General features: G+C 45.6%; 37 protein-coding genes. 31 read left to right on the forward strand and 6 right to left on the reverse strand.

What is annotated here, in order from left to right; genetic code table 11:
- Positions 1-79 precede the first annotated feature (79 nt).
- From rpsJ to G496_RS0110235, 30 genes are all read left to right on the forward strand, one after another.
- Positions 80-397 carry a 30S ribosomal protein S10 gene (rpsJ, locus tag G496_RS0110090; RefSeq protein WP_027179182.1) on the forward strand — a complete coding sequence of 106 codons (318 nt, stop codon included), beginning with the start codon at positions 80-82 and terminating at the stop codon, positions 395-397.
- Positions 398-407: 10 nt separating this feature from the next.
- Positions 408-1,040, forward strand: a complete 633-nt coding sequence (rplC, locus tag G496_RS0110095; RefSeq protein WP_027179183.1) for a 50S ribosomal protein L3 — start codon at positions 408-410, stop codon at positions 1,038-1,040.
- Positions 1,041-1,051: 11 nt separating this feature from the next.
- Positions 1,052-1,672 (forward strand): 50S ribosomal protein L4, encoded by a 621-nt coding sequence (gene rplD, locus G496_RS0110100; protein WP_027179184.1) that lies wholly within the window; start codon positions 1,052-1,054, stop codon positions 1,670-1,672.
- Between the two features lie 2 nt (positions 1,673-1,674).
- Positions 1,675-1,965, forward strand: a complete 291-nt coding sequence (gene rplW / locus G496_RS0110105) for a 50S ribosomal protein L23 (protein ID WP_027179185.1) — start codon at positions 1,675-1,677, stop codon at positions 1,963-1,965.
- A 3-nt stretch (positions 1,966-1,968) separates the two neighbouring features.
- Positions 1,969-2,799, forward strand: coding sequence for a 50S ribosomal protein L2 (gene rplB, locus G496_RS0110110; RefSeq protein ID WP_027179186.1), 831 nt, complete (start codon positions 1,969-1,971; stop codon positions 2,797-2,799).
- A 9-nt stretch (positions 2,800-2,808) separates the two neighbouring features.
- Positions 2,809-3,090: a 30S ribosomal protein S19 gene (rpsS, locus tag G496_RS0110115; protein WP_027179187.1), complete on the forward strand. Its 282-nt coding sequence runs from the start codon at positions 2,809-2,811 to the stop codon at positions 3,088-3,090.
- A 13-nt stretch (positions 3,091-3,103) separates the two neighbouring features.
- Positions 3,104-3,436, forward strand: a complete 333-nt coding sequence (gene rplV / locus G496_RS0110120) for a 50S ribosomal protein L22 (RefSeq protein ID WP_027179188.1) — start codon at positions 3,104-3,106, stop codon at positions 3,434-3,436.
- 9 nt (positions 3,437-3,445) lie between these two features.
- Positions 3,446-4,087: a 30S ribosomal protein S3 gene (gene rpsC / locus G496_RS0110125; RefSeq protein WP_027179189.1), complete on the forward strand. Its 642-nt coding sequence runs from the start codon at positions 3,446-3,448 to the stop codon at positions 4,085-4,087.
- A complete protein-coding gene (gene rplP, locus G496_RS0110130) occupies positions 4,087-4,500 on the forward strand; it encodes a 50S ribosomal protein L16 (RefSeq protein WP_027179190.1) in 414 nt (137 codons plus the stop codon). Before rpsC ends, rplP begins: the two co-directional genes overlap by 1 nt.
- On the forward strand, positions 4,501-4,695 hold the full coding sequence (gene rpmC / locus G496_RS0110135; RefSeq protein WP_027179191.1) for a 50S ribosomal protein L29: 195 nt from the start codon (positions 4,501-4,503) through the stop codon (positions 4,693-4,695).
- Between the two features lie 3 nt (positions 4,696-4,698).
- Positions 4,699-4,965, forward strand: a complete 267-nt coding sequence (gene rpsQ, locus G496_RS0110140; protein ID WP_027179192.1) for a 30S ribosomal protein S17 — start codon at positions 4,699-4,701, stop codon at positions 4,963-4,965.
- Between the two features lie 12 nt (positions 4,966-4,977).
- Positions 4,978-5,346, forward strand: coding sequence for a 50S ribosomal protein L14 (gene rplN / locus G496_RS0110145; protein ID WP_027179193.1), 369 nt, complete (start codon positions 4,978-4,980; stop codon positions 5,344-5,346).
- 27 nt (positions 5,347-5,373) lie between these two features.
- Positions 5,374-5,691, forward strand: coding sequence for a 50S ribosomal protein L24 (gene rplX, locus G496_RS0110150; protein WP_027179194.1), 318 nt, complete (start codon positions 5,374-5,376; stop codon positions 5,689-5,691).
- 9 nt (positions 5,692-5,700) lie between these two features.
- Positions 5,701-6,240: a 50S ribosomal protein L5 gene (rplE, locus tag G496_RS0110155; RefSeq protein WP_027179195.1), complete on the forward strand. Its 540-nt coding sequence runs from the start codon at positions 5,701-5,703 to the stop codon at positions 6,238-6,240.
- A gap of 12 nt (positions 6,241-6,252) precedes the next feature.
- Positions 6,253-6,438, forward strand: a complete 186-nt coding sequence (locus tag G496_RS0110160) for a type Z 30S ribosomal protein S14 (protein WP_027179196.1) — start codon at positions 6,253-6,255, stop codon at positions 6,436-6,438.
- Between the two features lie 15 nt (positions 6,439-6,453).
- The gene (rpsH, locus tag G496_RS0110165; RefSeq protein WP_027179197.1) at positions 6,454-6,837 is read left to right on the forward strand and encodes a 30S ribosomal protein S8; all 384 of its coding nucleotides are present in this window, start codon (positions 6,454-6,456) and stop codon (positions 6,835-6,837) included.
- Between the two features lie 13 nt (positions 6,838-6,850).
- Entirely contained in the window at positions 6,851-7,387 is a 537-nt protein-coding gene (gene rplF, locus G496_RS0110170) for a 50S ribosomal protein L6 (RefSeq protein ID WP_027179198.1), read from the forward strand.
- A gap of 9 nt (positions 7,388-7,396) precedes the next feature.
- Positions 7,397-7,744: a 50S ribosomal protein L18 gene (gene rplR, locus G496_RS0110175; protein WP_034632987.1), complete on the forward strand. Its 348-nt coding sequence runs from the start codon at positions 7,397-7,399 to the stop codon at positions 7,742-7,744.
- A 16-nt stretch (positions 7,745-7,760) separates the two neighbouring features.
- Positions 7,761-8,252: a 30S ribosomal protein S5 gene (gene rpsE / locus G496_RS0110180; protein WP_084407536.1), complete on the forward strand. Its 492-nt coding sequence runs from the start codon at positions 7,761-7,763 to the stop codon at positions 8,250-8,252.
- A gap of 13 nt (positions 8,253-8,265) precedes the next feature.
- Entirely contained in the window at positions 8,266-8,439 is a 174-nt protein-coding gene (gene rpmD / locus G496_RS0110185; RefSeq protein WP_027179201.1) for a 50S ribosomal protein L30, read from the forward strand.
- Positions 8,436-8,882 (forward strand): 50S ribosomal protein L15, encoded by a 447-nt coding sequence (gene rplO, locus G496_RS0110190; RefSeq protein WP_027179202.1) that lies wholly within the window; start codon positions 8,436-8,438, stop codon positions 8,880-8,882. Before rpmD ends, rplO begins: the two co-directional genes overlap by 4 nt.
- A gap of 2 nt (positions 8,883-8,884) precedes the next feature.
- Positions 8,885-10,201, forward strand: a complete 1,317-nt coding sequence (gene secY / locus G496_RS0110195) for a preprotein translocase subunit SecY (protein WP_027179203.1) — start codon at positions 8,885-8,887, stop codon at positions 10,199-10,201.
- A gap of 2 nt (positions 10,202-10,203) precedes the next feature.
- Positions 10,204-10,971, forward strand: a complete 768-nt coding sequence (gene map / locus G496_RS0110200) for a type I methionyl aminopeptidase (RefSeq protein ID WP_027179204.1) — start codon at positions 10,204-10,206, stop codon at positions 10,969-10,971.
- Positions 10,972-11,172: 201 nt separating this feature from the next.
- Entirely contained in the window at positions 11,173-11,286 is a 114-nt protein-coding gene (gene rpmJ, locus G496_RS0110205; RefSeq protein WP_027179205.1) for a 50S ribosomal protein L36, read from the forward strand.
- A 12-nt stretch (positions 11,287-11,298) separates the two neighbouring features.
- On the forward strand, positions 11,299-11,670 hold the full coding sequence (gene rpsM, locus G496_RS0110210) for a 30S ribosomal protein S13 (protein ID WP_027179206.1): 372 nt from the start codon (positions 11,299-11,301) through the stop codon (positions 11,668-11,670).
- A 78-nt stretch (positions 11,671-11,748) separates the two neighbouring features.
- A complete protein-coding gene (gene rpsK, locus G496_RS0110215; RefSeq protein WP_027179207.1) occupies positions 11,749-12,138 on the forward strand; it encodes a 30S ribosomal protein S11 in 390 nt (129 codons plus the stop codon).
- A gap of 19 nt (positions 12,139-12,157) precedes the next feature.
- Entirely contained in the window at positions 12,158-12,784 is a 627-nt protein-coding gene (rpsD, locus tag G496_RS0110220; protein ID WP_027179208.1) for a 30S ribosomal protein S4, read from the forward strand.
- A 13-nt stretch (positions 12,785-12,797) separates the two neighbouring features.
- Positions 12,798-13,838, forward strand: coding sequence for a DNA-directed RNA polymerase subunit alpha (locus G496_RS0110225; RefSeq protein WP_027179209.1), 1,041 nt, complete (start codon positions 12,798-12,800; stop codon positions 13,836-13,838).
- Positions 13,828-14,226 (forward strand): 50S ribosomal protein L17, encoded by a 399-nt coding sequence (gene rplQ / locus G496_RS0110230; RefSeq protein WP_027179210.1) that lies wholly within the window; start codon positions 13,828-13,830, stop codon positions 14,224-14,226. The genes G496_RS0110225 and rplQ overlap by 11 nt, the downstream gene beginning before the upstream one ends.
- An 85-nt stretch (positions 14,227-14,311) precedes the next feature.
- Complete coding sequence (locus G496_RS0110235; protein ID WP_027179211.1) at positions 14,312-15,223, forward strand: selenium metabolism-associated LysR family transcriptional regulator; 912 nt, start codon at positions 14,312-14,314, stop codon at positions 15,221-15,223.
- A gap of 72 nt (positions 15,224-15,295) precedes the next feature.
- On the opposite strand, the gene G496_RS0110240 is transcribed toward G496_RS0110235, so the two are convergent.
- From G496_RS0110240 to mqnE, 3 genes are read right to left on the reverse strand one after another with little or no spacing between them, the layout of a single operon-like run.
- Positions 15,296-16,129 carry a menaquinone biosynthesis protein gene (locus G496_RS0110240; protein ID WP_027179212.1) on the reverse strand — a complete coding sequence of 278 codons (834 nt, stop codon included), beginning with the start codon at positions 16,127-16,129 and terminating at the stop codon, positions 15,296-15,298.
- Complete coding sequence (gene mqnC / locus G496_RS0110245; protein WP_034632990.1) at positions 16,129-17,220, reverse strand: cyclic dehypoxanthinyl futalosine synthase; 1,092 nt, start codon at positions 17,218-17,220, stop codon at positions 16,129-16,131. Before mqnC ends, G496_RS0110240 begins: the two co-directional genes overlap by 1 nt.
- Positions 17,221-17,243: 23 nt before the next feature.
- Positions 17,244-18,335, reverse strand: a complete 1,092-nt coding sequence (gene mqnE, locus G496_RS0110250; protein ID WP_027179214.1) for an aminofutalosine synthase MqnE — start codon at positions 18,333-18,335, stop codon at positions 17,244-17,246.
- Between the two features lie 283 nt (positions 18,336-18,618).
- Here mqnE and G496_RS0110255 point away from each other — a divergent pair, with 283 nt between their 5' ends.
- The gene (locus tag G496_RS0110255) at positions 18,619-19,467 is read left to right on the forward strand and encodes a 1,4-dihydroxy-6-naphtoate synthase (protein WP_027179215.1); all 849 of its coding nucleotides are present in this window, start codon (positions 18,619-18,621) and stop codon (positions 19,465-19,467) included.
- Here G496_RS0110255 and G496_RS20890 read toward each other — a convergent pair.
- The 3 genes from G496_RS20890 to yjgA all read right to left on the reverse strand — a co-directional run bounded on the left by G496_RS20890 (position 19,353) and on the right by yjgA (position 21,662).
- Positions 19,353-20,381 carry a DMT family transporter gene (locus tag G496_RS20890; RefSeq protein WP_084407537.1) on the reverse strand — a complete coding sequence of 343 codons (1,029 nt, stop codon included), beginning with the start codon at positions 20,379-20,381 and terminating at the stop codon, positions 19,353-19,355. The genes G496_RS0110255 and G496_RS20890 overlap by 115 nt on opposite strands.
- A 420-nt stretch (positions 20,382-20,801) precedes the next feature.
- On the reverse strand, positions 20,802-21,059 hold the full coding sequence (locus G496_RS0110270) for a hypothetical protein (RefSeq protein WP_027179217.1): 258 nt from the start codon (positions 21,057-21,059) through the stop codon (positions 20,802-20,804).
- A 75-nt stretch (positions 21,060-21,134) separates the two neighbouring features.
- The gene (gene yjgA / locus G496_RS0110275) at positions 21,135-21,662 is read right to left on the reverse strand and encodes a ribosome biogenesis factor YjgA (protein WP_027179218.1); all 528 of its coding nucleotides are present in this window, start codon (positions 21,660-21,662) and stop codon (positions 21,135-21,137) included.
- Positions 21,663-21,671 lie beyond the last annotated feature (9 nt).

Consider the following 21,671-nt stretch of genomic DNA (forward strand, 5'->3'; position numbering starts at 1 on the left):
CCATACCAGGCCTAAAAGATAACCTCACATCTTTGTACGTTGCACGGCCGTCTCCGAATTTAGTTAGGAGTTATTCGTTATGGTTTCGATGACTAGTGATCGTATCAGAATCAAGCTCAAGGCTTACGACTATCGTATCCTTGATAAAGCTGTGACCGAAATTGTGGATACTGCCCGCAATACTGGTGCAGCTATCGCCGGTCCCATTCCGCTCCCTACTCACATCCATAGGACAACTATTCAGCGTTCCGTTCACGTTGATAAAAAGTCCCGTGAGCAGTTTGAGCAGAGGACTCACAAGCGTTTGCTTGATATCCTTGAACCCACCCAGCAGACCGTAGACGCCCTTGGAAAGCTCAGCCTTCCCGCCGGCGTTGACGTCGAAATTAAGCTCTAGGGAGGGTCTAATGTCTAAAACAATCGGTATACTCGGTAAAAAACTCGGCATGACCCGTATCTTCGCTGATGACGGAACTATTGTTCCTGTTACAGTTATTGAAGCCGGACCCTGCCCTGTAATGCAGATTAAAACCGAAGAGAAGGAAGGCTACAACGCCGTCCAGATCGGTTTTGATGCTATACCAGAGCGTAAAGTTAATAAGCCCGCCAAAGGCCATCAGGAAAAGGCTGGCAAGGGATTCTTCCGCCAACTGCGTGAATTTCCCCTTGACTCTGTTTCTGAATATGAACTTGGCCAGGAAATCACTGTTGATGTTTTTGCCGCAGGAGACAAGGTAAAAGTTACCGGTACCTCCAAAGGTAAAGGCTTTCAGGGTGTTATGAAGCGTTGGAACTTTAAAGGTTCACGTGCATCTCACGGTGCTGAAAAAATCCATCGTTCTCCTGGTTCAATCGGCCACGCCACATTCCCCGGTAAGGTCTTCAAGGGCAAAAAAATGCCCGGTCAGATGGGCAATGAGCGAGTCACCATTTCCAATATTGAAATTGTCGATGTTCGTGCAGACGAGAATGTTCTCGTGGTTAAGGGACAGGTTCCCGGACCGAAGAACGGACTGGTGATGATTCGCAAGACCAGCTAGAGGGAAATAAAATGGCTACCATTACTATATATGATCAAACGAAAAAGGAAGTAGGGAGCATGGATCTCGCTTCGGAAATCTTCGAGGTTCCCGTTAAGCCCGAGATCATGCACCTGGTAGTCCGTGCTCAGCTCGCTTCAAAAAGAAGCGGCACTCATGCTACAAAAAATCGTAGCTTGAAAAGAGGCGGCGGTGCCAAGCCATGGCGTCAGAAAGGAACTGGTCGTGCTCGTTCAGGATCAACCCGTTCTCCTCTGTGGCGCGGCGGTGGAATCGTATTCGGTCCACAGCCCCGTGACTACTCCTTCAAGGTAAATAAGAAGGTTCGTCGTCTTGCACTCAAGATGGCCCTTACATCCAGACTCAATGACGAAAGCCTTATGGTTTTGAAAGGTATCGACCTTCCAGAAGCTAAGACCAAGCTCTTCGCAGAAGTCGTAGACGCTCTCGGTCTCAAGAAGGCCTTGATTATTGTCAAGGATGCTGATAATAAACTCCTCCTTTCTGCGAGGAATATTCCTGGCATCAAAATGATCTCTGCCGACCAGCTGAATGTTTATGACATTCTCAGCCATCGTCAGCTTGTGATCGTTGAAAATGCAGCACAGGATCTGCAGGAGAGGTTGAAATAGTCATGGACTATACTCAGATTCTTATCAAACCGGTCATTTCGGAAAAGGCCACCGACATCAAAGAGGCATCTAACCAGATCGCCTTTTACGTGCTTCCCGATGCCAATAAGACTGAAGTCAAAAAAGCTGTTGAAGCTGCTTTTGATGTTAAAGTCGAGGCAGTCCGCATTGTGCGTAAGCAGTCCGCTCTTCGCAAGAAGTACGGCCGCGTTGTCGGCAAAGTATCCGGCTACAAAAAGGCTTATGTCAAATTGCAGTCCGGAGATAAAATTGAATTCTTCGAGGGAGTGTAAGAGATGGCTATTCGTAAACTGAAACCGACTTCTGCAGGTCGCCGGTTCCAGACCGTCTCCACTTTTGAGGAGATTTCAAAGTCTGCACCGGAAAAAGCTCTTTCAAAGGGCTTGACTAAAAAGGCAGGTAGGAACAGCAACGGCCGGGTAACATCCCGTCGTCGTGGCGGCGGCAACAAGCGTCTTTATCGTTTTGTTGACTTCAAGCGTAATAAGCTTGATATCCCCGCTACTGTTTCAGCTATAGAATATGATCCCAACAGAAGCGCACGCATCGCACTGCTTAATTACGCAGATGGTGAAAAGCGTTATATCCTTGCTCCTGTCGGCCTCAATGTAGGCGACAAGATCCTTTCTGGTGAAGGAGCTGATATCAAGCCCGGTAATGCTCTTGTTCTCAAGAACATCCCTGTTGGTACGATCATTCACAATATTGAATTGCATCCCGGCAATGGCGGACAGTTCTGCCGTGCAGCCGGTACATACGCCCAGCTGGTCGCTAAAGAAGGCAAATATGCCCTTTTGCGTATGCCCTCAGGCGAAGTACGCAAGGTTCTCGCAACCTGCTGTGCTACCGTTGGACAGGTTGGAAACATCCACCATGAAAATATTACCATCGGTAAAGCTGGACGTAACCGCTGGCTCGGTCGTAGACCTAAAGTCAGAGGTGTTGCTATGAACCCGATCGATCATCCGCTTGGCGGTGGTGAAGGTCGTAGCGCCGGTGGTAGGCACCCTGTCTCTCCGTGGGGTATGCCTGCGAAGGGATACAAGACCCGCAAAAAGAAGAAACCTTCTTCCAAGCTCATTGTTAAACGCCGCGGGCAGAAGTAGGAGACTGTAATGCCAAGATCACTGAAAAAAGGCCCGTTTATCGATGATCATCTGCTGAAAAAGGTCGTCAAGGCTCAGGATTCCGGAGACCGTAAAGTTATCCAGACCTGGTCACGCCGTTCCACTATCATTCCTGAAATGGTAGGACTGACCTTCGCAGTACATAATGGCCGTAAGTTTATTCCTGTCTTTGTTACTGAGAACATGGTAGGACACAAGCTGGGTGAATTTTCCCCGACTCGTACCTATTATGGTCACGTAGCAGACAAAAAAAGCAAGGCCAAACGCTAGAAGGTGCTAAGCAATGGAAGCTAAAGCTGTTGCAAAATATATGCGTATCTCCGCAAGGAAGGTACGTTTGGTAGCGGAAAACATCAAAGGGAAGCCTGTTGAGGAAGCGATGAACATCTTAAAGTTCACCCCTAAAAAGGGCGCTGAAATGCTCAACAAAGTGCTTTATTCTGCCGTATCCAATGCAGAGCAGATGCCCGGAGTGGATGTTGACGCTCTTCTCGTAGACAACGTTATTATTAACGAAGGTCCTACATGGAAGAGAATTCAGCCCAGGGCTATGGGTCGTGCTTACAGAATACGTAAACGTACGAGCCATATAACCGTCGTAGTAAAAGAAATGTAGGGTAGTGTCATGGGTCAGAAAGTACATCCATATGGTTTTAGACTCGGTTACACCAAGAACTGGGTTTCAAGGTGGTACTCGAGTAAAGACTATCCGGCTTTTGTCTTTGAAGATGATAAAATTCGTAAGTACGTCAAAAAGAAAATCTTCCATGCAGGCGTTGCTAAGATTGAAATCGAACGCGCCGGTGGTAAGATCCGTCTGATCGTACACACTGCACGTCCCGGTATTGTTATCGGACGTAAGGGTGTAGAGATTGAAAAGCTTCGCGACGAACTTCGCAAAAAATTCGACAAAGAATTCTCCCTTGAAGTAAGTGAGATTCGTCGTCCTGAAACCGATGCTCAGCTCGTAGCAGAAAGCATCGCTCAGCAGCTGGAACGCCGTGTTGCATTCCGTCGTGCCATGAAGCGCACTGTCGGTCTCGCAATGAAATTCGGCGCAGAAGGCATTAAGGTTTCCTGCGGCGGACGTCTTGCCGGAGCAGAAATCGCACGTACCGAATGGTACCGCGAAGGTCGTGTTCCTCTTCAGACTCTTCGTGCAGACATCGATTACGGTGTAGCACGCGCCAGCACCACTTATGGTGTTATCGGCGTTAAGGTCTGGATTTTCAAAGGCGAAATTCTTGATCATGAGGTGGAACAGTAATGCTCGCACCGAAAAAAGTTAAATTCCGTAAAAGGCAAAAAGGTCGCCTGAAGGGTAAAGCTCTTCGTGGTTCAACCATTGCTTTTGGTGATATCGCTATCAAGGCTCTTGAGCACGGAAAACTGAGCAGCAACCAGATTGAAGCTGCTCGTATCGCCATCATGAGACACATCAAGCGTGGCGGTCAGGTTTTCATCAGGGTTTTCCCTGATATGCCCATTACTGCTAAACCTGCTGAAGTCAGACAGGGTAAAGGTAAAGGTGCTCCTGTAGGTTGGGTTGCCCCGATTAAACCCGGTCGCATCCTCTACGAAGTTAAGGGCGTTGATCTCGCTCTTGCCAAAGAAGCTTTGACTCGTGCTTCTCATAAGCTGTCTGTTAAAACTCAGATAGTGGTTAAGGAGGCTTTGTAAATGAAAGCATCAGAACTTCGTGAACTTGATACCACGCAGCTGAGTGAAAAGCTTGATGAATTCAGAAAAGAGCTTTTCAATCTCCGTTTTCAGCACGCAACTGCGCAGCTTGAAAACACTCAGAGGATTTGCGTTGTTAAAAAAAGCATCGCAAGAATCCAGACCATTCAGCGCGAAAAGCAACTGGGAGCATAAGCCATGGCAGAGCTTAATATAAATGGAAACAGGCGTATGCTGATCGGCAAAGTTGTCAGCGACAAGGCCGACAAGACAATTGTCGTTCTCGTTGAGACTCTGGTCAAGCATCCCCTGTACAAGAAATACATCCGTCGCCGTACTAAGTTTATGGCTCACGATCCTGCCAATGACTGCAAGATCGGCGATAAGGTGCAGATTGTCGAATTCCGCCCCCTGAGCCGTCGGAAAAGGTGGCATCTGGATAAAATACTGGAAAAAGCAGTTTAAAGGGGTATAGCCATGATTCAGGTAGAATCCAACCTCGACGTGGCCGACAACTCTGGTGCCAAAAAAGTATCTTGTATCAAGGTACTTGGTGGTTCCAAGAGGCGCTATGCCACAGTCGGAGACATTATAGTAGTTTCCGTCAAGGAAGCGATGCCCCATTCCAAAGTGAAGAAGGGCGCCGTGATGAAAGCTGTTGTTGTACGTACCACTAAAGAAATTGGACGTCCCGACGGCACTTACATCAAGTTCGACAATAACTCTGCCGTTCTTCTGAATAACTCTTTAGAACCTGTAGGGACTCGTATTTTCGGTCCCGTAGCTAGAGAACTGAGGCTTAAAAGCTTCATGAAAATCGTTTCTCTGGCACCAGAGGTTCTTTAAAACCTTATCAATAGTAGGTTAAACGGCATGAACAAAATACATGTTGATGACAAAGTCATGGTCATCGCCGGCAAGGATAAGGGGAAGATCGGCAAGGTTCTCAAGATAAACCGCAAGAAGGACGTAGTCCTGGTGGAGCAGGTGAACATGGTTTCACGGCACACAAAGCCGAATCCCTATGCAAATCAGCCCGGCGGTATCGTTGAGAAAGAAGCCCCTCTCCATATCTCCAACATTCAGGTTGTGTGCCCTTCGTGCACAAAAGCAACCCGCGTTGGAGTTCGTGAGACCGAAGACGGAAAGAATATCCGTTTTTGTAAAAAATGTAACGAAATCATCGACTAGGGTTTTGCGATGACACGTCTCGAAAAAATATATACGGACAAGGTCAGCCCGGCCCTTCAGAAGGAATTCGGGTACAAGAGCTCGATGGAAATCCCTTGCATAAAGTCGGTTTCCCTCAATATCGGGTTCGGCGAAGCTAGCCAGAACGCAAAGCTCATAGACGGCGTTGTAGCTGAACTGACTGCAATAGCAGGTCAGAAAGCAGTCGTCACTCGTGCAAAGAAGTCCATCGCAGCATTCAAACTGCGTGAAGGTATGCCTGTAGGCAGCCGTGTTTCTCTTCACAGAGATTTCATGTGGGACTTCCTTGACAAGCTTATGAGCTTTGCTCTCCCGCGTGTTCGCGACTTTCGCGGCATCCCGGACAAGGGCTTTGACGGACGCGGTAACTTCACTCTCGGTATCAAGGATATTACCATATTCCCTGAAATCACCGTAGACGAAGTTGAAGTGCCTAAAGGGCTGAACGTGACAATAGTCACCTCCGCTAAAACAGATAAAGAAGGCAAGATGCTCCTCGAGCTTCTTGGAATGCCCTTCAAGAAATAAGGAGGAGTCGTTGTGGCCAGGACAGCGTTAAAGGTCAAGGCTTCACGCAAACCTAAATTTAAGGTTCGCGCATATAACAGATGCCCCATCTGCGGACGTCCCAAGGCTTTTCTTAGAAAATACGGTCTTTGCCGTATCTGCTTTAGAGAAAAAGCCCTTGCGGGTGAACTGCCCGGCGTGCGTAAAGCCAGCTGGTAATCAAGGAGTTTTAAAATGCCTGTTGTCGATCCAATCGCCGATATGCTGACCCGCATTCGTAATGCACAGAATGCTTCCCACAAAGAAGTACGCATTCCGGGTTCTAAAATAAAAATGGCTATCGCCGGGATTCTTAAAGAAGACGGATTCATCACTGATATCGCTGAAGATAACGGTGAAATCCTCTGCACTTTGAAATATGCTGATGGCAAGCCGCTCATTAACGGCATGAAGAAAATCAGCACTCCCGGACGCCGTAAATTTGTTGGTGTTGACGAAATACCTAGTGTCCTCAACGGACTCGGTATCTGCATCCTTTCCACTTCCAAGGGCGTTCTTGACGGCATTAAAGCTAAGGCTGAAAATGTCGGCGGTGAGCTCTTGTGCGAAATTTGGTAGTGAGGTTTTAAAAATGTCCAGAATTGGAAATAAAGCCATACAAATACCTTCAGGAGTGGAAGTTAAAGTCGGTGCTGATAACGTAACCGTTAAAGGCCCTCTGGGGTCTATCTCCACTCCCGTCAACTCAATGGTCACTTACACAGTGGCTGATGGAGTTGTCGAGGTTGGCCGTACTGGTGATACCCGTCAGGAACGTGCTCAGCACGGTCTCCGCCGTACCCTTCTTGCTAACTGCATTGAAGGTGTTACAAAGGGATTTACTAAGTCACTTGAGGCCATAGGTGTTGGATATAAAATATCTGTCCAGGGAAAAAACGTCGTTCTGAACGTCGGTTTCTCCCATCCTGTGAACTTCCCTCTGCCTGATGGCATTGATGCCAAGGTAGATGGTGGTAAACTGTCTATCAGCGGCGTTGACAAGCAGCTCGTAGGTGAAGTCGCCGCGACCATGCGCAGGGTACGTCCGCCCGAACCTTATAAGGGTAAGGGTATCAAGTACGTCGACGAACAGATCAGACGTAAAGCCGGTAAGTCCGGTAAGAAATAGGATAGAGCCATGAAAATGACTAAAGACCAGGCCAGACGCCGCAAAAAAATCCGTATCCGCAAAAAAATCAGTGGTACTGGAGATCGTCCGCGTCTCGTCGTTTTCCGTTCCAACAAGCACATTTACGCTCAGCTTGTAGATGACGTGCTTGGAAAGACTATTACCGCTTCTTCTACAGCATCCCTCAAAGATGTTAAGCTCACTTGCGACGGAGCAATCGCCGTAGGTAAAGATATAGCTGAAAAGGCCAAAGGCCTTAACGTAGAAAAGGTAGTCTTTGACCGTAACGGATATATCTATCACGGCAGGGTCAAGGCCCTTGCAGACGCCGCTCGTGAGGGTGGCCTGAAATTCTAAGCTAATGGGATTATCCATGGAACAGAATGAACTGGGTCTGATTGAAAAAATCGTTTACCTCAATAGAGTAGCAAAAGTTGTTAAAGGCGGTAGAAGGTTTTCCTTCAGTGCTCTCGTTGTCGTAGGCGACGGTAAAGGACAAGTCGGTTATGGACTTGGTAAGGCAAATGAAGTTCCCGAAGCTATTCGTAAAGCTTCTGAAGCTGCAAGAAAAAGTATGATCAGTGTACCTCTTCTTGACGGAACTCTTCCTTACGAAGTACTTGGCCGTTTCGGAGCCGGACGCGTCATGTTGAAGCCCGCATCTAAAGGTACCGGAATTATCGCCGGTGGTCCTGTGCGTGCTGTAATGGAAGTAATCGGCGTTCACGATATTCTTACCAAGGCTATCGGTACCAACAACCCTCACAACGTACTTCGCGCCACTGTGGCCGGACTCGCATCCCTCCGCAGTGCTGATGAAGTTTCCCAGCTCCGTGGAAAGACAGTTGTGACTCCCAGAAAGTAGGAGGGGGACCATAGTGCTTAAAGTTAAACTCGTACGCAGCAGATACGGTCATAATCCCTCTCAGAGGAAAACAATCGCTGCTCTCGGTCTGCATAAAATCAGACAGGAGAAATCCTTTGAAGACACACCGGCAGTTCGCGGTATGATCAAAAAGGTAGAGCACCTTGTGGAGGTAACTGAATCATGAGGCTGCATGAATTATATCCGTTCCCCGAGGAACGCAAAAACCGTAAACGCATAGGTCGCGGCAGCGGCTCCGGCTGGGGTAAAACAGCCGGCCGTGGACATAAAGGTCAGAACGCCCGCTCCGGTGGTGGTGTTCCCGCCTACTTTGAAGGTGGTCAGATGCCTATTGCCCGTCGTCTTCCTAAGCGTGGATTCAAGAATCCTTTCCGCGAAGAGTATGTTGCTCTTAATGTTGGAATGATTGTTGAAGCCTTCGAAGGTAAAACCGAGATTTCCATTGATGAGATTTACGAACGCGGCCTTTGTAAAAGAGGCGCACTCGTTAAGGTTCTCGGTATGGGTGAAGTAAACGCAGCGGTAACCATTGAAGCTCATCGTTTCAGTGCATCCGCAACCGATAAAATCACCAAGGCCGGTGGTACGGCTAAAGCTCTGGAAGGATAATTGTGGCATTGTCTGGAGTAGATAATATTGCCCGTCTGCCTGAACTGAAGAAAAAGCTCCTTTGGACTTTTCTTCTTCTGGCTGTCTACCGGATCGGGATTCATATCCCGGTTCCGGGAGTAGACAGTTCAGCATTGGCCGATTTTTTTGAGAGCGTGTCTAACACGCTCTTCGGCCTTTTTGACATGTTTTCAGGCGGCGGGTTGCGTAACCTGTCCATTTTCGCGCTGGGCATCATGCCCTATATCTCTGCGTCAATCATTATTCAACTTCTCACTGTTGTAAGTCCTGAGCTTAAAAGACTAAGCAATGAAGAAGGTGCGCAGGGACGCAAGAAAATCACCCAGTACACCCGCTACGGAACTGTCCTTATTACTTTAGTGCAGGGATTCGGAATAGCTGTAGGTTTGGAAAGTATGTCCAGCCCTACAGGTGCTTCTGTTGTCCTGCATGCAGGTTGGGCATTTCGCGGCATAACCATATTGACTTTGACTGCAGGTACCATTTTCCTTATGTGGCTCGGTGAACAAATGACCGACCGCGGTATCGGAAACGGTATCTCTATGATCATTTTCGCAGGTATTGTCGCTAAGTTGCCTTCAGCAATTTTCAATACCGTAAGACTCATGAAAGCTGGTGAAATCTCACTTTTCATTTTGCTTCTTGTCGCAGCGGTGATGATCGCTATTCTTGCTTTCATCGTTTATATGGAAAGGGGACAGCGCAGAATACCAATTCATTACGCCAAGCGTATGATGGGACGAAAAATGTTTGGGGGCCAGACAACACATCTGCCTCTTAGAATCAACACCGCAGGTGTTATTCCTCCCATTTTTGCATCCAGTATTCTGATGTTTCCTGCTACATTGGCCACTTTTTCTAATGTTGAGTGGCTTAAAAAGGTATCGTCTTACTTTACTCCTGACTCCATAATTTATAATATAGTTTTTATCGCACTGATTATTTTCTTCTGTTATTTCTACACAGCGATCATGTTTGATCCTAAAGGAATTTCAGAAAATATTCAGAAGCAGGGCGGTTTTATCCCAGGAATACGCCCCGGTGTAAAAACCAGAGAGTATATTGACAAGGTCTTGACCAGAATTACTCTTTGGGGTGCATTTTATGTCGCCGCGATTTGCGTTATCCCTATCCTGCTTATCAAACAGTTTAATGTACCGTTTTATTTTGGTGGTACTGCGCTTTTGATTGTGGTAGGAGTCGCCATGGACTTCATGGGCAAGATTGAGTCCTATCTGATTTCCCGTCAGTATGAAGGATTAATGGGTAAGGGAAGCAAACTTAAGGGAAGGCACTAGCCTTGAAAAAATATAGAGGAATTTACCTCAAAAATGATAAAGAGATTGGCCTCATGCGTGAGGCCAATCGTCTTGTTTCTGTAATCCTTGATATGCTGGGCGAAACTATTAAGCCCGGCATTTCGACTATGGACCTTGAAAATGTTGCTGTTAAAGCATGTGAAGATTTCGGGGTACAACCTGGTTTTAAAGGATATCAAGGATTTCCATTTGCTCTTTGCTGTTCAGTAAATGAAGAGATTGTACATGGTTTTCCTTCTGAAAAAAGAATCTTGAATGAAGGTGACATTGTCAGTATTGACATGGGCGTTGTTTATAAAGGCTTCAATGGCGATTCAGCGAGAACTTATCCTGTTGGAAAGGTCGCTCCTGAAACCCAGCAGCTCCTTGACGTCACCCGTGATTCTTTAATGAAAGGAATAGAACAGGTTAAAGCCGGTAATAATCTTTATGATGTATCAAAAGCCATTCAGGACTATGCTGAATCCTTTGGTTTTGGTATTGTAAGAAGATATGTCGGTCATGGCATCGGTCGTAACTTGCACGAAAAGCCTGAAATACCTAATTTTGTTCCGGCAGGTCTGCCTGGTGTGACTTTACGCACCGGTATGGCTCTTGCCATTGAGCCTATGGTTACTCAGGGCTCTTATGAAGTTGAAGTGCTGCCTGACAATTGGACGGCAGTAACCAAAGACCGCAAACTTGCTGCTCATTTTGAACATACTGTTGCTGTTACAAGTGACGGTGCTGACATTCTGAGCATCTCATAAATATTTTTTGTTTTATAAGAGCTTGCACTTTAAAAAAAACTCTTGTATAAACACTCGTTCAAATTTCGCGGCAACGAAAGAAAGACTGGCATGGAAAGTTTTCAACTGCCTTTTTAGCCGGGCAGTTGGGCCTTCATAGGCTGCAACCGGCTAGCTCCCGGTTGATTCATCATTATTTAACTGCATTATTTGGAGACGGTCATGAAAGTAAGACCATCTGTTAAAAAGATTTGTCCCAAGTGCAAAGTAATCAGACGCAAAGGTGTTCTGCGTGTTATCTGCGAAGATCCCAGACACAAACAGCGTCAAGGATAGAGAGGTATAACTGTGGCACGCATCGCTGGAGTAGACCTGCCTAACAACAAGCGTTTGGATATTGCTTTGACTTATATTTACGGCATCGGCCGTACCACCGCTCTCAAGATTCTTGATACCGTTGGAATAGATTGGACAATCAATTCCTCTGAGCTTAGTGGTGAACAGGTCAACACAATTAGACAGGAAATTGAAGACAACTACAAGGTTGAAGGTGACCTTCGCCGTGATCAGAACGCTTCCATTAAGCGTCTTATGGATATCGGTGCTTACCGCGGTCTTCGTCATCGCAGAGGCCTTCCCTGTCGTGGTCAGAGGTCACACACCAACGCAAGGACTCGTAAAGGTCCTCGTCGTTCTGTGATGAGCAGAAAAAGAAAGTAAACCGCGATCTGCAGTCTGTAATCCGGCTTAGCCGGTCTTTACTGCCGATTGAAATATAACTCATCTGGAGAGAATGGTATGGCTAAACCCCGCCGTTCGGGCAAAAAAAGAGAAAAGAAGAATGTACCTGTTGGGCTTGCTCACGTACAGTCTACTTTCAATAATACTATAATTACCTTCACTGATCTGAAAGGTAACGTTGTAAGTTGGGCCACATCTGGTGGCGCTGGGTTCAAGGGTTCAAGAAAATCCACACCCTTCGCTGCTCAGATTGCTGCCGAAACAGCAGCTAAGAAGGCTCAGGACCAAGGTATGCGTACCGTTGGTATTTTCGTAAAAGGCCCTGGTTCCGGTCGTGAAGCTGCAATGCGCGCCATCAGTAACGTTGGCATGAAAGTCAACTTCATTCGCGACATCACACCTATCCCGCACAACGGCTGTCGTCCGCCGAAACGTCGCCGCGTTTAGTTGCGGAGGAGGAATAACCTTGGCCAGATATACTAAAGCAAAATGCAGACTCTGCCGCAGGGAAGGCGAAAAGCTTTTCCTTAAGGGAGATCGCTGCTATACTGATAAATGTTCTTATGATCGTCGTCCCTATGCCCCCGGTATGGCTGGACGTGCCAGAAAGAAACTTAGCGATTACGCTGTTCAGCTTCGTGAGAAGCAGAAAGTTCGTCGTATGTATGGTGTTCTCGAAGGACAGTTCCGTGCATACTTCCAGCGTGCTGACTCTATGAAAGGTGTTACCGGTACCAACTTGCTCGCAATGCTTGAGTGCCGTCTTGATAACACAATTTACAGGCTCGGTTTCGCAAACTCACGCGATCAGGCTCGTCAGCTTGTCCGTCACGGCATTTTCATGCTCAATGGAATACGTGTAAACGTTCCTTCCATGCAGGTAAGCCCCGGCGACGTAATTGAAGTTCGCGAAGAAGCTCGCAAAATCCCCGTTATCACTGAAGCACAGGAAGTAATCGCTCGTCGCGGTTGCCCCGAATGGCTTGTAGCAGATGGCGCGGCTTTCAAGGGCGAAGTTAAAGCTATGCCGACCAGGGAAGACATTCAGTTCCCCATAAACGAACAGCTTATCGTCGAGCTGTATTCTAAATAAAAGGTAACAGTGCATGCTTATTCAAGACGGTGACAAGCTCATCAATTCACGCAACTGGTCCGAGCTGGTAAAACCTGAACAGCTGGTACGCGATCCTAAGTCTAACGTTCTTTACGGTAAATTCGTATGTGAACCTCTTGAACGTGGATTTGCTACAACCATTGGTAACGCTTTGCGCAGAGTGCTTCTTTCCTCGATGCAGGGTGCTGCCGCTGTAGCTGTCAGGATTGAAGGTGTTCAACACGAATTCACCACTATTGAAGGCGTCATGCAAGACGTCACCGAAGTCGTACTGAATATCAAGCAGATCAGGTTCGCTATGACGACTGATGAACCTCAGTTTCTCACACTCTCTGTGAACAAGCAGGGGGCCGTCACCGCAGCTGATATCCAGGAAAACCAAAACGTTAAAGTCCTGAACAAGGACCAGCTTATTGCAACACTTTCGGAAGAAATGGAGTTTAAGCTGACACTTGAAATACGCATGGGCAAGGGATACGTCCCTGCTGAAATGCATGAGGGACTTTCTAACGATATTGGTCTGATTCAGCTCGACTCCAGCTTCTCTCCCATTCGTAAGGTTGCTTACAGTGTGGAGCAGGCTCGTGTCGGCCAGATGACCAACTACGATAAGCTCATTCTTGAAGTCTTTACCGATGGTTCCGTATCACCTGAAGATGCAGTGGCTTACAGTGCAAAGATTCTCAAAGATCAGCTCACTGTATTTATCAATTTTGATGAAGTAGGTTCAGAACAGGAAGAGTCCAAGGAAAGTGACCTTGATCTCAACCCGAATCTCTTCAAAAGTATTGATGAACTTGAGTTGTCCGTTCGCGCGACCAACTGCCTCAAGGCCGCTAATATAAGAATTGTCGGAGAGCTTGTTCAGCGTTCTGAGCAGGCAATGCTCAAGACCAAGAACTTTGGCCGCAAATCTCTCGACGAAATTCGCAGAGTGCTGGACAGCATGGACCTGAAGTTTGGAATGGTCTTGGAAGACTTCGATAAAAAGCATCAGGAATGGCTGAAGAGGAAAGAGAAAAATGAGGCATAACAAGTCCGGAAGAAAGTTTAACAGGACTAATTCACATAGAAAGGCTATGTTGCGTAACATGGTTCGTTCCCTGTTGACTTATGAACATATCCGTACCACTGAACCGAAGGCAAAAGAGCTCAGAAAATCTGCTGAAAAGCTTATTACTCTCGCTCTTCGTAATGATCTTCATTCCAGACGTCTTGCATACAAGACTCTCGAAAGTCATAGCCTTGTCAAAAAGCTTTTTGACGAAATCGGTCCCCGCTTTAATGGCGGTGGTGGTTACACCCGTATTATTAAACTCTCAGAACCCCGTAAGGGTGATTGCGCTCCTATGTGCATAATCGAACTTACCAAGCGTACTGAGACTGCTGAAGCTCCTGTGACTGAAGCTCAGGAAGCATAAAATAGCATATCCTAAAAGGGTGGGCTTTTAGTCCACCCTTTTTTGTCTATACTGGTATAGATAAAATCTATAAGAGAAATTTAAAATGGATTTACGAAGACTCGAAGCTTTTTGTAAGGTCTATGAATTAAGAAGTTTTTCCAAAGCCGGCAAGGACCTTTACTTATCTCAGCCTACTATTAGCGCACATATTTCTACTCTTGAAGAAGAACTTGGAGTTCAGCTTTTCGATAGATTGGGCAGGGCTATTATGCCTACTCAAGCGGGCGAAGTTTTATATAAAAATGCCCGTGATATTTATGATCTGATCAATAAGGCTCAATCTGAAATCAATCTTTTGCGTGATAAAGTTGTCGGCGACCTGAACATTGGTGGCAGCACTATTCCTTCTCATTATCTTCTGCCGGAAATTTTATACGAGTTCTGCAAAAAATATCCTGATGTCAGAGCTCATCTGACTGTTGGTGATACAGAAAATATTTTAGATCAGGTTGTATCAGGTAAATTGATTCTGGGTGTAGTTGGAGCACGACTTGATATTCCTAATATAGAATATGTTCCGGTAATGAGAGATGAACTTGTCGTCGTTGCTCCTCCGGTTCTGGTAAGTAATTACCGTTCTTTTGAAGATATCCAGCAATTGGCAGAATTACCCTGGGTTATGCGTGAGGGTGGTTCCGGCACTCGTAAAGCTTTTGAAGCTGCTCTTGCCGAGCTTGGTGCAAGCATTCGTGATTTGAATGTCACTGTATGGGTGGAAAGCACTCAGGCCGTTGTTCAGTGTGTTAAAGCCGGACTGGGCATCAGTGTTACCTCCAAACTTGCAGCCGCTCCGTATATTGAGTCTGGAGAACTTGTGCATATGACAAGTTTACCACTTAATCTTGATCGCAGTTTCTTTTTAGCCCATCTTAAGGGGCGTAAGTTTTTCCCGGCTGTCAGATATTTCATCGACCATATCCGTCAGCATTCTTTTGAAGATAAGCTTTCTGATTAAAAGTCAGCACAACAAAAAAATCCCGAACCTAGGTTCGGGATTTTTTTTGGTCATTATATAGAATGGGGAGTTTTAAATTTTGAAGAAATCAAGTTTTGGCATCTGGCTTAATTCGCCAACATCGACAAGATGATTACCAAATGTTTTAAGACCCATAATTTCTTTATCTTCGAGGTCATAAACCAGACCCTTGTAATAAGAATTAGTCTCCTCAGCATCCATTAAACTGTTTTCAGCCGTAAGTTCAGCCATTTTAAGTATATTTCGCTGACCCCATTTTTTAGCTTCAATCAATTTTTTGACAGCTTCACGCATTTCATCAGGCTTTCTTGCTGCACTTTCTTTCTGGATTATCCATACTCCGAAAATAAATGGAAGGGTTGTCCATTCACGCCATGCTTCGCCAAGGTCTAAAAGATAAGGATAATCTTCGTGATGCCTCAGATTTAAGGCTTCATCACCTATGGCCAGAATTGCGTTCGGGCGTTCACCTGAATTAAGTACAGCGGTGGCGTTACCCGTTTCGTAAAATGGATTAACCGGTATATATTTAGAGAGCAGGAGTCTTAAGAGAACTGCTGATGTATGCGACTGGGCACTGGCCAGTATCTTTTTACCGGAAAGTTCTTCAACTGGACAACGGCTGAGCAGAATAACTGATTGAACCGGTCCGCAGCTTCCAATGGCCAGATCGGGCAGCAGATGATACTGCTCACTGTGGCGAAGGTATTCTACAGATGATGTCGAAGCTATATCCAGAAGACCCTCAGACATCATTTTATTAAGATGTGCAGGAGGTCCGTAAAAGAACTCAAAATTATGCCCCATAATCTCTGATTCAAGAGGATAATATATCGGCAGGACATTAAGGTAACTTATTCTTCCAACTCTTATCTTCTCAGCCATTAGTCATCCTTTTCCGCATAGCTGTAATCCATTAATCTGCGCATTGGTTTAAAGCCGGCTTTAGTAATTAATCTATGAATTTGATCCTCGGATAATCTGAAAGATATTCCGGCTGCTTTAACTACATTTTCTTCAATCATAGTTGAACCGAAATCATTTCCGCCGAAGTAGAGTGCCAGCTGAGATATTTTTGGGCCCATGGTAACCCATGAGACCTGAAGATTATCAAAATTATCCAGCACAAGGCGGGAAACAGCCAGCATGCGTAAATATTCCACACTGGTGACCTTACGGGCATCAGGAATATTTGTATGGTCAGGCTGGAATGTCCAGGGGATAAAAGCTGTAAATCCACCGGTACGATCCTGAACTTCCCTTAAAGCAAATAGATGCTGTAAACGGTCTGCCTGAGTTTCGATATGACCGAACATCATTGTAGCAGTTGTTCTCAGGCCAAGATTATGCGCTGTCTCCATTACTTCCAGCCACTGTCCTGCAGGACATTTCCGCGGAGCAATTTTGGAGCGCACTTCGTCCACAAGAATTTCAGCTCCGCCGCCGGGAATGGAATCAAGGCCGGCCTTCATAAGGCGTTCAATGACTTCCTTTATAGAAATATTTTCTATTCCACTGAAATGGACAATCTCGGGCGGAGAAAATGCGTGTATATGTATTTTGTAGTTATCTTTTATAAAGCGGAGCATGTCTTCATAAAATTCAAGACGCAGGTCAGGATGGTGTCCGCCCTGCATGAGAATCTGGGTTCCTCCCAGATCAATAGTTTCCTGAATTTTTTGTCCAAGCTCTTCCCGTGTGAGGATGAATCCGCCATCCTGATCCGGGGCTTTAAAAAAAGCGCAAAAACGGCATCCGCACACACAGATGTTTGAATAGTTGATATTACGATCAACTACATAAGTCACATATGGTTCCGGGTGCTTTTTAAGCCGAACACTGTGGGCCATACGGCCAAGATCAAAGAGGTCAGCCTTTTCCAGCAATTCTGTGGCTTCTTCAAAATTAATTCTTTGACCTGCTTCTATTTTAGCTCCAATTTCATGGATGCTTGCCGGGCTTTGAGTAAGGTTCATATTAAAATTCCTTTGAATTTTGATCAGGAAATGAGGTTGAAGCGGGGATCGCGCTCCACAGGTGTAAAACCACATCCTCTTATCATTTCTTCAAGCTCTTTTCGGGTCAGGGCCTGCTCGGAGTTGACTCCAGCCATGTGACCTATTTTTTCCTCAACCACAGTTCCGTCAAAATCATCAGCCCCGAACTGAAGTGCAACCTGAGCCTGTTTTACTGTGAGCATAACCCAGTAGGCTTTGATATGGGGAATGTTGTCCAGCATAAGTCTGCTTATGGCTATTGTTCTAAGTTCATCAAGACCGGTCAGCGGATCTTCAATTTCAAGTTTGCTGTTCTCGGTGAGGAAAGGCAGAGGAATGAAGCATGTGAAGCCTTTGCTGGCATCCTGCTGCTTTCTTAATCTGTCCAGATGATCAAGCCTTTCATCTATTGATTCAATGTGGCCGAAAAGCATGGTGCAGTTTGTTGTAATTCCAAGGCTGTGGGCTTCGCTATGAACTTTGAGCCATTCAGCTGCACTGATTTTTTTCGGGCATATTTTATTTCTGGTTTCTTCTGCAAAAATTTCAGCGCCACCACCCGGCATCATAACCAGACCGCATTTTTGAAGTCTTTTCAAAACTTCAAGAGTTGAAATACCTTCCAACTTTGCGAAGTGGGCAATTTCAACAGCAGTGAATGCTTTTATGGGGGCTTCGGGAAATTCTTCGCTGATAGCTGTCAGGGTTTCCTCAAAAAAGGAAAGGGGAAGATCAGGGTGGCAGCCACCGACTATATGTGTTTCACGGGGTTTGACCGGAGCGGATCTGAGCTTTTCAAGGATTTGTTCCTTGGTGAAGATAAAAGCTCCTTCTTCTCCGCGTTCTCTTGCGTATGCACAGAATTTACAACCGTTAACACAGATATTAGTGTAGTTTATATGACGGTTTAAAACATAGTAGGTTTTATCGCTGTGAAGCCTGTGCCGGACCATTGAAGCCAAAGCTCCGACAGCTGTAATATCGGGACACTCAAACAGTTTTCTGCCGTCATCAATGGAAAGACGCTCAGAAGCGGTCACCTTTTCCAGAATTTCAGCAAGTCCCAGAGATTTGAAATAGTTTTTGGATATCATTTGTTCACCTTTGTTCAGCCGTGAATAAAAGTCGTATGCCTAGAGTGTCAACACTGGATTTTCGTTCTTTAAAAGACTAAAAAACGCTAAATCTTCAACTTGTTTAATCCCTGCCTATCCATTTAAGATTTAAAAATCGGGTGAAGGCAGCAGAGATAAAAAGGCATAAGCAGCCTTAATGTTATGCCGGACTAAAAGAAACAGCCCGGATTCTTCCAACTGTATTATACAGTGTTAATTATAATCTGACTTTTGAAGTCATTAAAAGAGAGGCAGTTTTTTTATGGATACAGTTTTTCAGTTGAGCTATTCACCTTGCCCGAATGACACTTACATTTTTTACGCTCTTGCAACAGGTCTTGTAGACCTCTCTCCCTATAAATTCAATATCAGACTTGCCGATGTTGAAGTTCTGAATGGCTGGGCCCGTAATGGAACCATGGATATCTGCAAGGTTTCCGCTCATGCGGCTGCTCATATTATGGACGATTATGTTCTGCTCCGGGCCGGAGGAGCTTTGGGCCGCGGAGTTGGACCGCTGCTGCTGGGCAGAAGTGAGCTGGAAATTGAAGCCCTTGATGGGAAAAAAGTGGCTATACCCGGTCGTCATACCACGGCTAATCTGCTTTTCAGGCTTATGTGCCGAAATGCGGGGATTGAAGTCGAAACAGTTGAACTTGTCTTTGACCAGATTATGCCGGCTGTTAAAAACGGCAGTGTGGACGCAGGTGTTGTTATACATGAAGGGCGTTTTACCTTTGGCGACTATGGCCTTTTTAAACTGGCTGATCTTGGCAGCTGGTGGGAAGGTTATTGCGGCCTGCCCATCCCGCTCGGATCAATAGCTATCAAAAGAAGTCTAGGCCCCGAGGTTGCAGCAAAGATTAATAATGGAATCCGGGAAAGTATAGAGATAGCTCACTCAGATCCTTCTATTCCATGGGACTATATCAAGAAGAATGCTCAGGAGATGGACGATAATGTCATCCGCCAGCATATAAAAACTTTTGTTACCGACTACAGCGTGGATGTTGGTTCAGAAGGAGAAGAAGCCGTGTCCAGACTGCTTGGCGAAGCAGCTTTGATGGACGGGGTTAAACTTCCTGAACTTCCCGTATTCATTAAATCCTGATTTTTTTCAGAGGTCGGGGGATTACGTTTTTTCCGGCCTCTGTCCTGACTGATAAAGACTCCGAGCATGACCAGTCCGGCAGCCATGAATTCCTGAATTGAAAAAGTTTCCCCAAGAATAAGCCAGCCCAGAAATATTGTAATGACGGGAATCAGGTTAACGAAGGCTGTTGTCTGGTTGGCCGGGAGTCTGCTCATTCCGAAATTATATAATCCGTATGCGCCGATGGTTATGAATATTCCCAGATAGACAATAGACAGAGTCGGCATGAGTTCAAAATTTTCAGGGAACTTTGTTGACGGCAGTGCCAGCAGCGGAAGGTAGAATATCGTACCTGCAAAAGCCTGAATCGCAGTTATGAGCACAGAGGAATACCGCGAAGTCATTTTTTTTAGAATAGTCATGTAGCCGACAGCACAGCACATAGCCAAAAATTCAAGAAAATTTCCCAGCATAGGATCAGGTGAAGATTCTGTTGACCCGGCACCTATAGAAAGCCACACCCCGCCGGCCACGGCAATGCAGAAACCGAAAATAGTCATCGGCCTGACATCTTCCCCCAGCAAAAATTTTGCCGAGACAGCCATCATGAGCGGAAGCATGGCAACAATCATCCCTGCCTGTGAGGCTGAGGTATAAATCATCGCATGACTTTCAAATACAAAATACATACAGGGTTCGCAAAAGGCCATGAGTAACAGCCATTTTATATCCTGTCTGCGTATGGGCGTTTTTTTAAATCTTGGGATGAGGAATAAAAAGCAGATGCTGGCCACAAACATTCTTCCGAATATTATTACATTGGGGTCGAAAACAACCAGCGCCATTTTCAGAACAACAAAGGTACTGGCCCATAATGAGACCGCAATAATCAGAGCGAATACAGCTATGTATTTTGACTCCTGAAGGGGCATCTCCAATCTCCAATAAAAACAGGCTGAAAACGGCTTAAATTGCAAACCGTAATTTACCCGGTAACATTGTTTAATAAAATTGAATTGTGCCTGCTTCAAAAGTCAGGGGAACAAATTCGGGTGCGGCTTATGTGGAATATAGTGTTCAGATAAAAATGGGTCGAAGCCGTCTTCTCAGCAGCTCAGTATATTCTGATAGGATTAAATTCAGCTTGAATTGTTGTCAATGAATTCGTATTTTCAAGTAAAGATTTTCCTTTTTTCGAATTTTAAAGCCCTGAGAATATTATTTCGTTTGGAAAAGCCTTTTACTGAATAAAAAGGTAACTGTTGAAGATGGGGGTAGTTTTTGAAAATAAAAAAAACCGCTTTCGGTTAAGGAAAGCGGTTTGAATTCTCAAATAAAATTAAGAATTTTTATTAAACGCACCATGCAAGCAGATTGAACGGTGTATAATTGTTGTCCGGATTTTCAGCATATCTGCATCCGAGGTTTGAATCATCCCTTTTATTGATGATTTCACTATCGGAACCTACAAAGAAAGGGCATTCATTGTTGTTGCAGACAACAATAACTCCCCAGCCGGTTTCAGGCGGGGCAACCCATGGCTCCAGCGGTTTGTTGCAATGGGGGCAGGTCCTTTCTTCAAGCTCTACACCCTTGTAAGTATAAGTCACTTTCTGTCTCCTTGTAAAAAAGTCTGTTCTTAGTCGATTCACTTGAAAGTGAAGTTAAGCATCGGCATGAAATCGTCAAGCGTTTGTTTCTTCAAGTTCCCTCAAAGCCTTGAAAAGAGCGCGGGACGATTTTGGCGGTTTACCTGCTGCAATTTCTTTCCCGGCATTTCTGGCAAGTTGCAGAATGCGCTGCCTGTCGATGGAAGGGAATTTTTCGGCAAGTTCATTGATTAATTCAAATTCGCCTGCAACCAGAGCATCACGCCATTTTTCAAGCTGCTGAAATTTTTTAGCATCATCTTTATTACCAAGTTCAACGTTTTCAATAAAACGCAGGATTGGTTCTGAATCAATCTCACGCATGAGTTTGCCCAGATATTGAATCTGCCTTCTGCGAGCCTCGTGCTTTTTTATCTTCTGGGTCTCAAGGACTGCATCGACAAATTTTTCAGGCAGTCCTGATTTTTTGACAAGCTCAGGCCCCAGTTTGACTATTTTTTCGGCAGCTTTCTGCAGAGCAGTCATTTCCCTTTTTTTCTGGGATCTGCTGGGAGTGCTGTCCTGCTCGGAATCATCATATTCGTAATCATCATATTGCATCATGGGTATCCT

Origin of the sequence: Maridesulfovibrio bastinii DSM 16055 (assembly GCF_000429985.1) — a bacterium.
GTDB classification, from domain to species: domain Bacteria; phylum Desulfobacterota; class Desulfovibrionia; order Desulfovibrionales; family Desulfovibrionaceae; genus Maridesulfovibrio; species Maridesulfovibrio bastinii.

Bases quoted from the DNA above. Each gene is read 5' to 3' on its own strand.
- rpsJ (WP_027179182.1), top strand. From the start codon at position 80: ATGGTTTCGATGACTAGTGATCGTATCAGAATCAAGCTCAAGGCTTAC.
- rplC (WP_027179183.1), top strand. From the start codon at position 408: ATGTCTAAAACAATCGGTATACTCGGTAAAAAACTCGGCATGACCCGT.
- rplD (WP_027179184.1), top strand. From the start codon at position 1,052: ATGGCTACCATTACTATATATGATCAAACGAAAAAGGAAGTAGGGAGC.
- rplW (WP_027179185.1), top strand. From the start codon at position 1,675: ATGGACTATACTCAGATTCTTATCAAACCGGTCATTTCGGAAAAGGCC.
- rplB (WP_027179186.1), top strand. From the start codon at position 1,969: ATGGCTATTCGTAAACTGAAACCGACTTCTGCAGGTCGCCGGTTCCAG.
- rpsS (WP_027179187.1), top strand. From the start codon at position 2,809: ATGCCAAGATCACTGAAAAAAGGCCCGTTTATCGATGATCATCTGCTG.
- rplV (WP_027179188.1), top strand. From the start codon at position 3,104: ATGGAAGCTAAAGCTGTTGCAAAATATATGCGTATCTCCGCAAGGAAG.
- rpsC (WP_027179189.1), top strand. From the start codon at position 3,446: ATGGGTCAGAAAGTACATCCATATGGTTTTAGACTCGGTTACACCAAG.
- rplP (WP_027179190.1), top strand. From the start codon at position 4,087: ATGCTCGCACCGAAAAAAGTTAAATTCCGTAAAAGGCAAAAAGGTCGC.
- rpmC (WP_027179191.1), top strand. From the start codon at position 4,501: ATGAAAGCATCAGAACTTCGTGAACTTGATACCACGCAGCTGAGTGAA.
- rpsQ (WP_027179192.1), top strand. From the start codon at position 4,699: ATGGCAGAGCTTAATATAAATGGAAACAGGCGTATGCTGATCGGCAAA.
- rplN (WP_027179193.1), top strand. From the start codon at position 4,978: ATGATTCAGGTAGAATCCAACCTCGACGTGGCCGACAACTCTGGTGCC.
- rplX (WP_027179194.1), top strand. From the start codon at position 5,374: ATGAACAAAATACATGTTGATGACAAAGTCATGGTCATCGCCGGCAAG.
- rplE (WP_027179195.1), top strand. From the start codon at position 5,701: ATGACACGTCTCGAAAAAATATATACGGACAAGGTCAGCCCGGCCCTT.
- rpsH (WP_027179197.1), top strand. From the start codon at position 6,454: ATGCCTGTTGTCGATCCAATCGCCGATATGCTGACCCGCATTCGTAAT.
- rplF (WP_027179198.1), top strand. From the start codon at position 6,851: ATGTCCAGAATTGGAAATAAAGCCATACAAATACCTTCAGGAGTGGAA.
- rplR (WP_034632987.1), top strand. From the start codon at position 7,397: ATGAAAATGACTAAAGACCAGGCCAGACGCCGCAAAAAAATCCGTATC.
- rpsE (WP_084407536.1), top strand. From the start codon at position 7,761: ATGGAACAGAATGAACTGGGTCTGATTGAAAAAATCGTTTACCTCAAT.
- rplO (WP_027179202.1), top strand. From the start codon at position 8,436: ATGAGGCTGCATGAATTATATCCGTTCCCCGAGGAACGCAAAAACCGT.
- rpmJ (WP_027179205.1), top strand. From the start codon at position 11,173: ATGAAAGTAAGACCATCTGTTAAAAAGATTTGTCCCAAGTGCAAAGTA.
- rpsK (WP_027179207.1), top strand. From the start codon at position 11,749: ATGGCTAAACCCCGCCGTTCGGGCAAAAAAAGAGAAAAGAAGAATGTA.
- G496_RS0110225 (WP_027179209.1), top strand. From the start codon at position 12,798: ATGCTTATTCAAGACGGTGACAAGCTCATCAATTCACGCAACTGGTCC.
- rplQ (WP_027179210.1), top strand. From the start codon at position 13,828: ATGAGGCATAACAAGTCCGGAAGAAAGTTTAACAGGACTAATTCACAT.
- G496_RS0110235 (WP_027179211.1), top strand. From the start codon at position 14,312: ATGGATTTACGAAGACTCGAAGCTTTTTGTAAGGTCTATGAATTAAGA.
- G496_RS0110240 (WP_027179212.1), bottom strand. From the start codon at position 16,129: ATGGCTGAGAAGATAAGAGTTGGAAGAATAAGTTACCTTAATGTCCTG.
- mqnC (WP_034632990.1), bottom strand. From the start codon at position 17,220: ATGAACCTTACTCAAAGCCCGGCAAGCATCCATGAAATTGGAGCTAAA.
- mqnE (WP_027179214.1), bottom strand. From the start codon at position 18,335: ATGATATCCAAAAACTATTTCAAATCTCTGGGACTTGCTGAAATTCTG.
- G496_RS0110255 (WP_027179215.1), top strand. From the start codon at position 18,619: ATGGATACAGTTTTTCAGTTGAGCTATTCACCTTGCCCGAATGACACT.
- G496_RS20890 (WP_084407537.1), bottom strand. From the start codon at position 20,381: ATGCCCCTTCAGGAGTCAAAATACATAGCTGTATTCGCTCTGATTATT.
- yjgA (WP_027179218.1), bottom strand. From the start codon at position 21,662: ATGATGCAATATGATGATTACGAATATGATGATTCCGAGCAGGACAGC.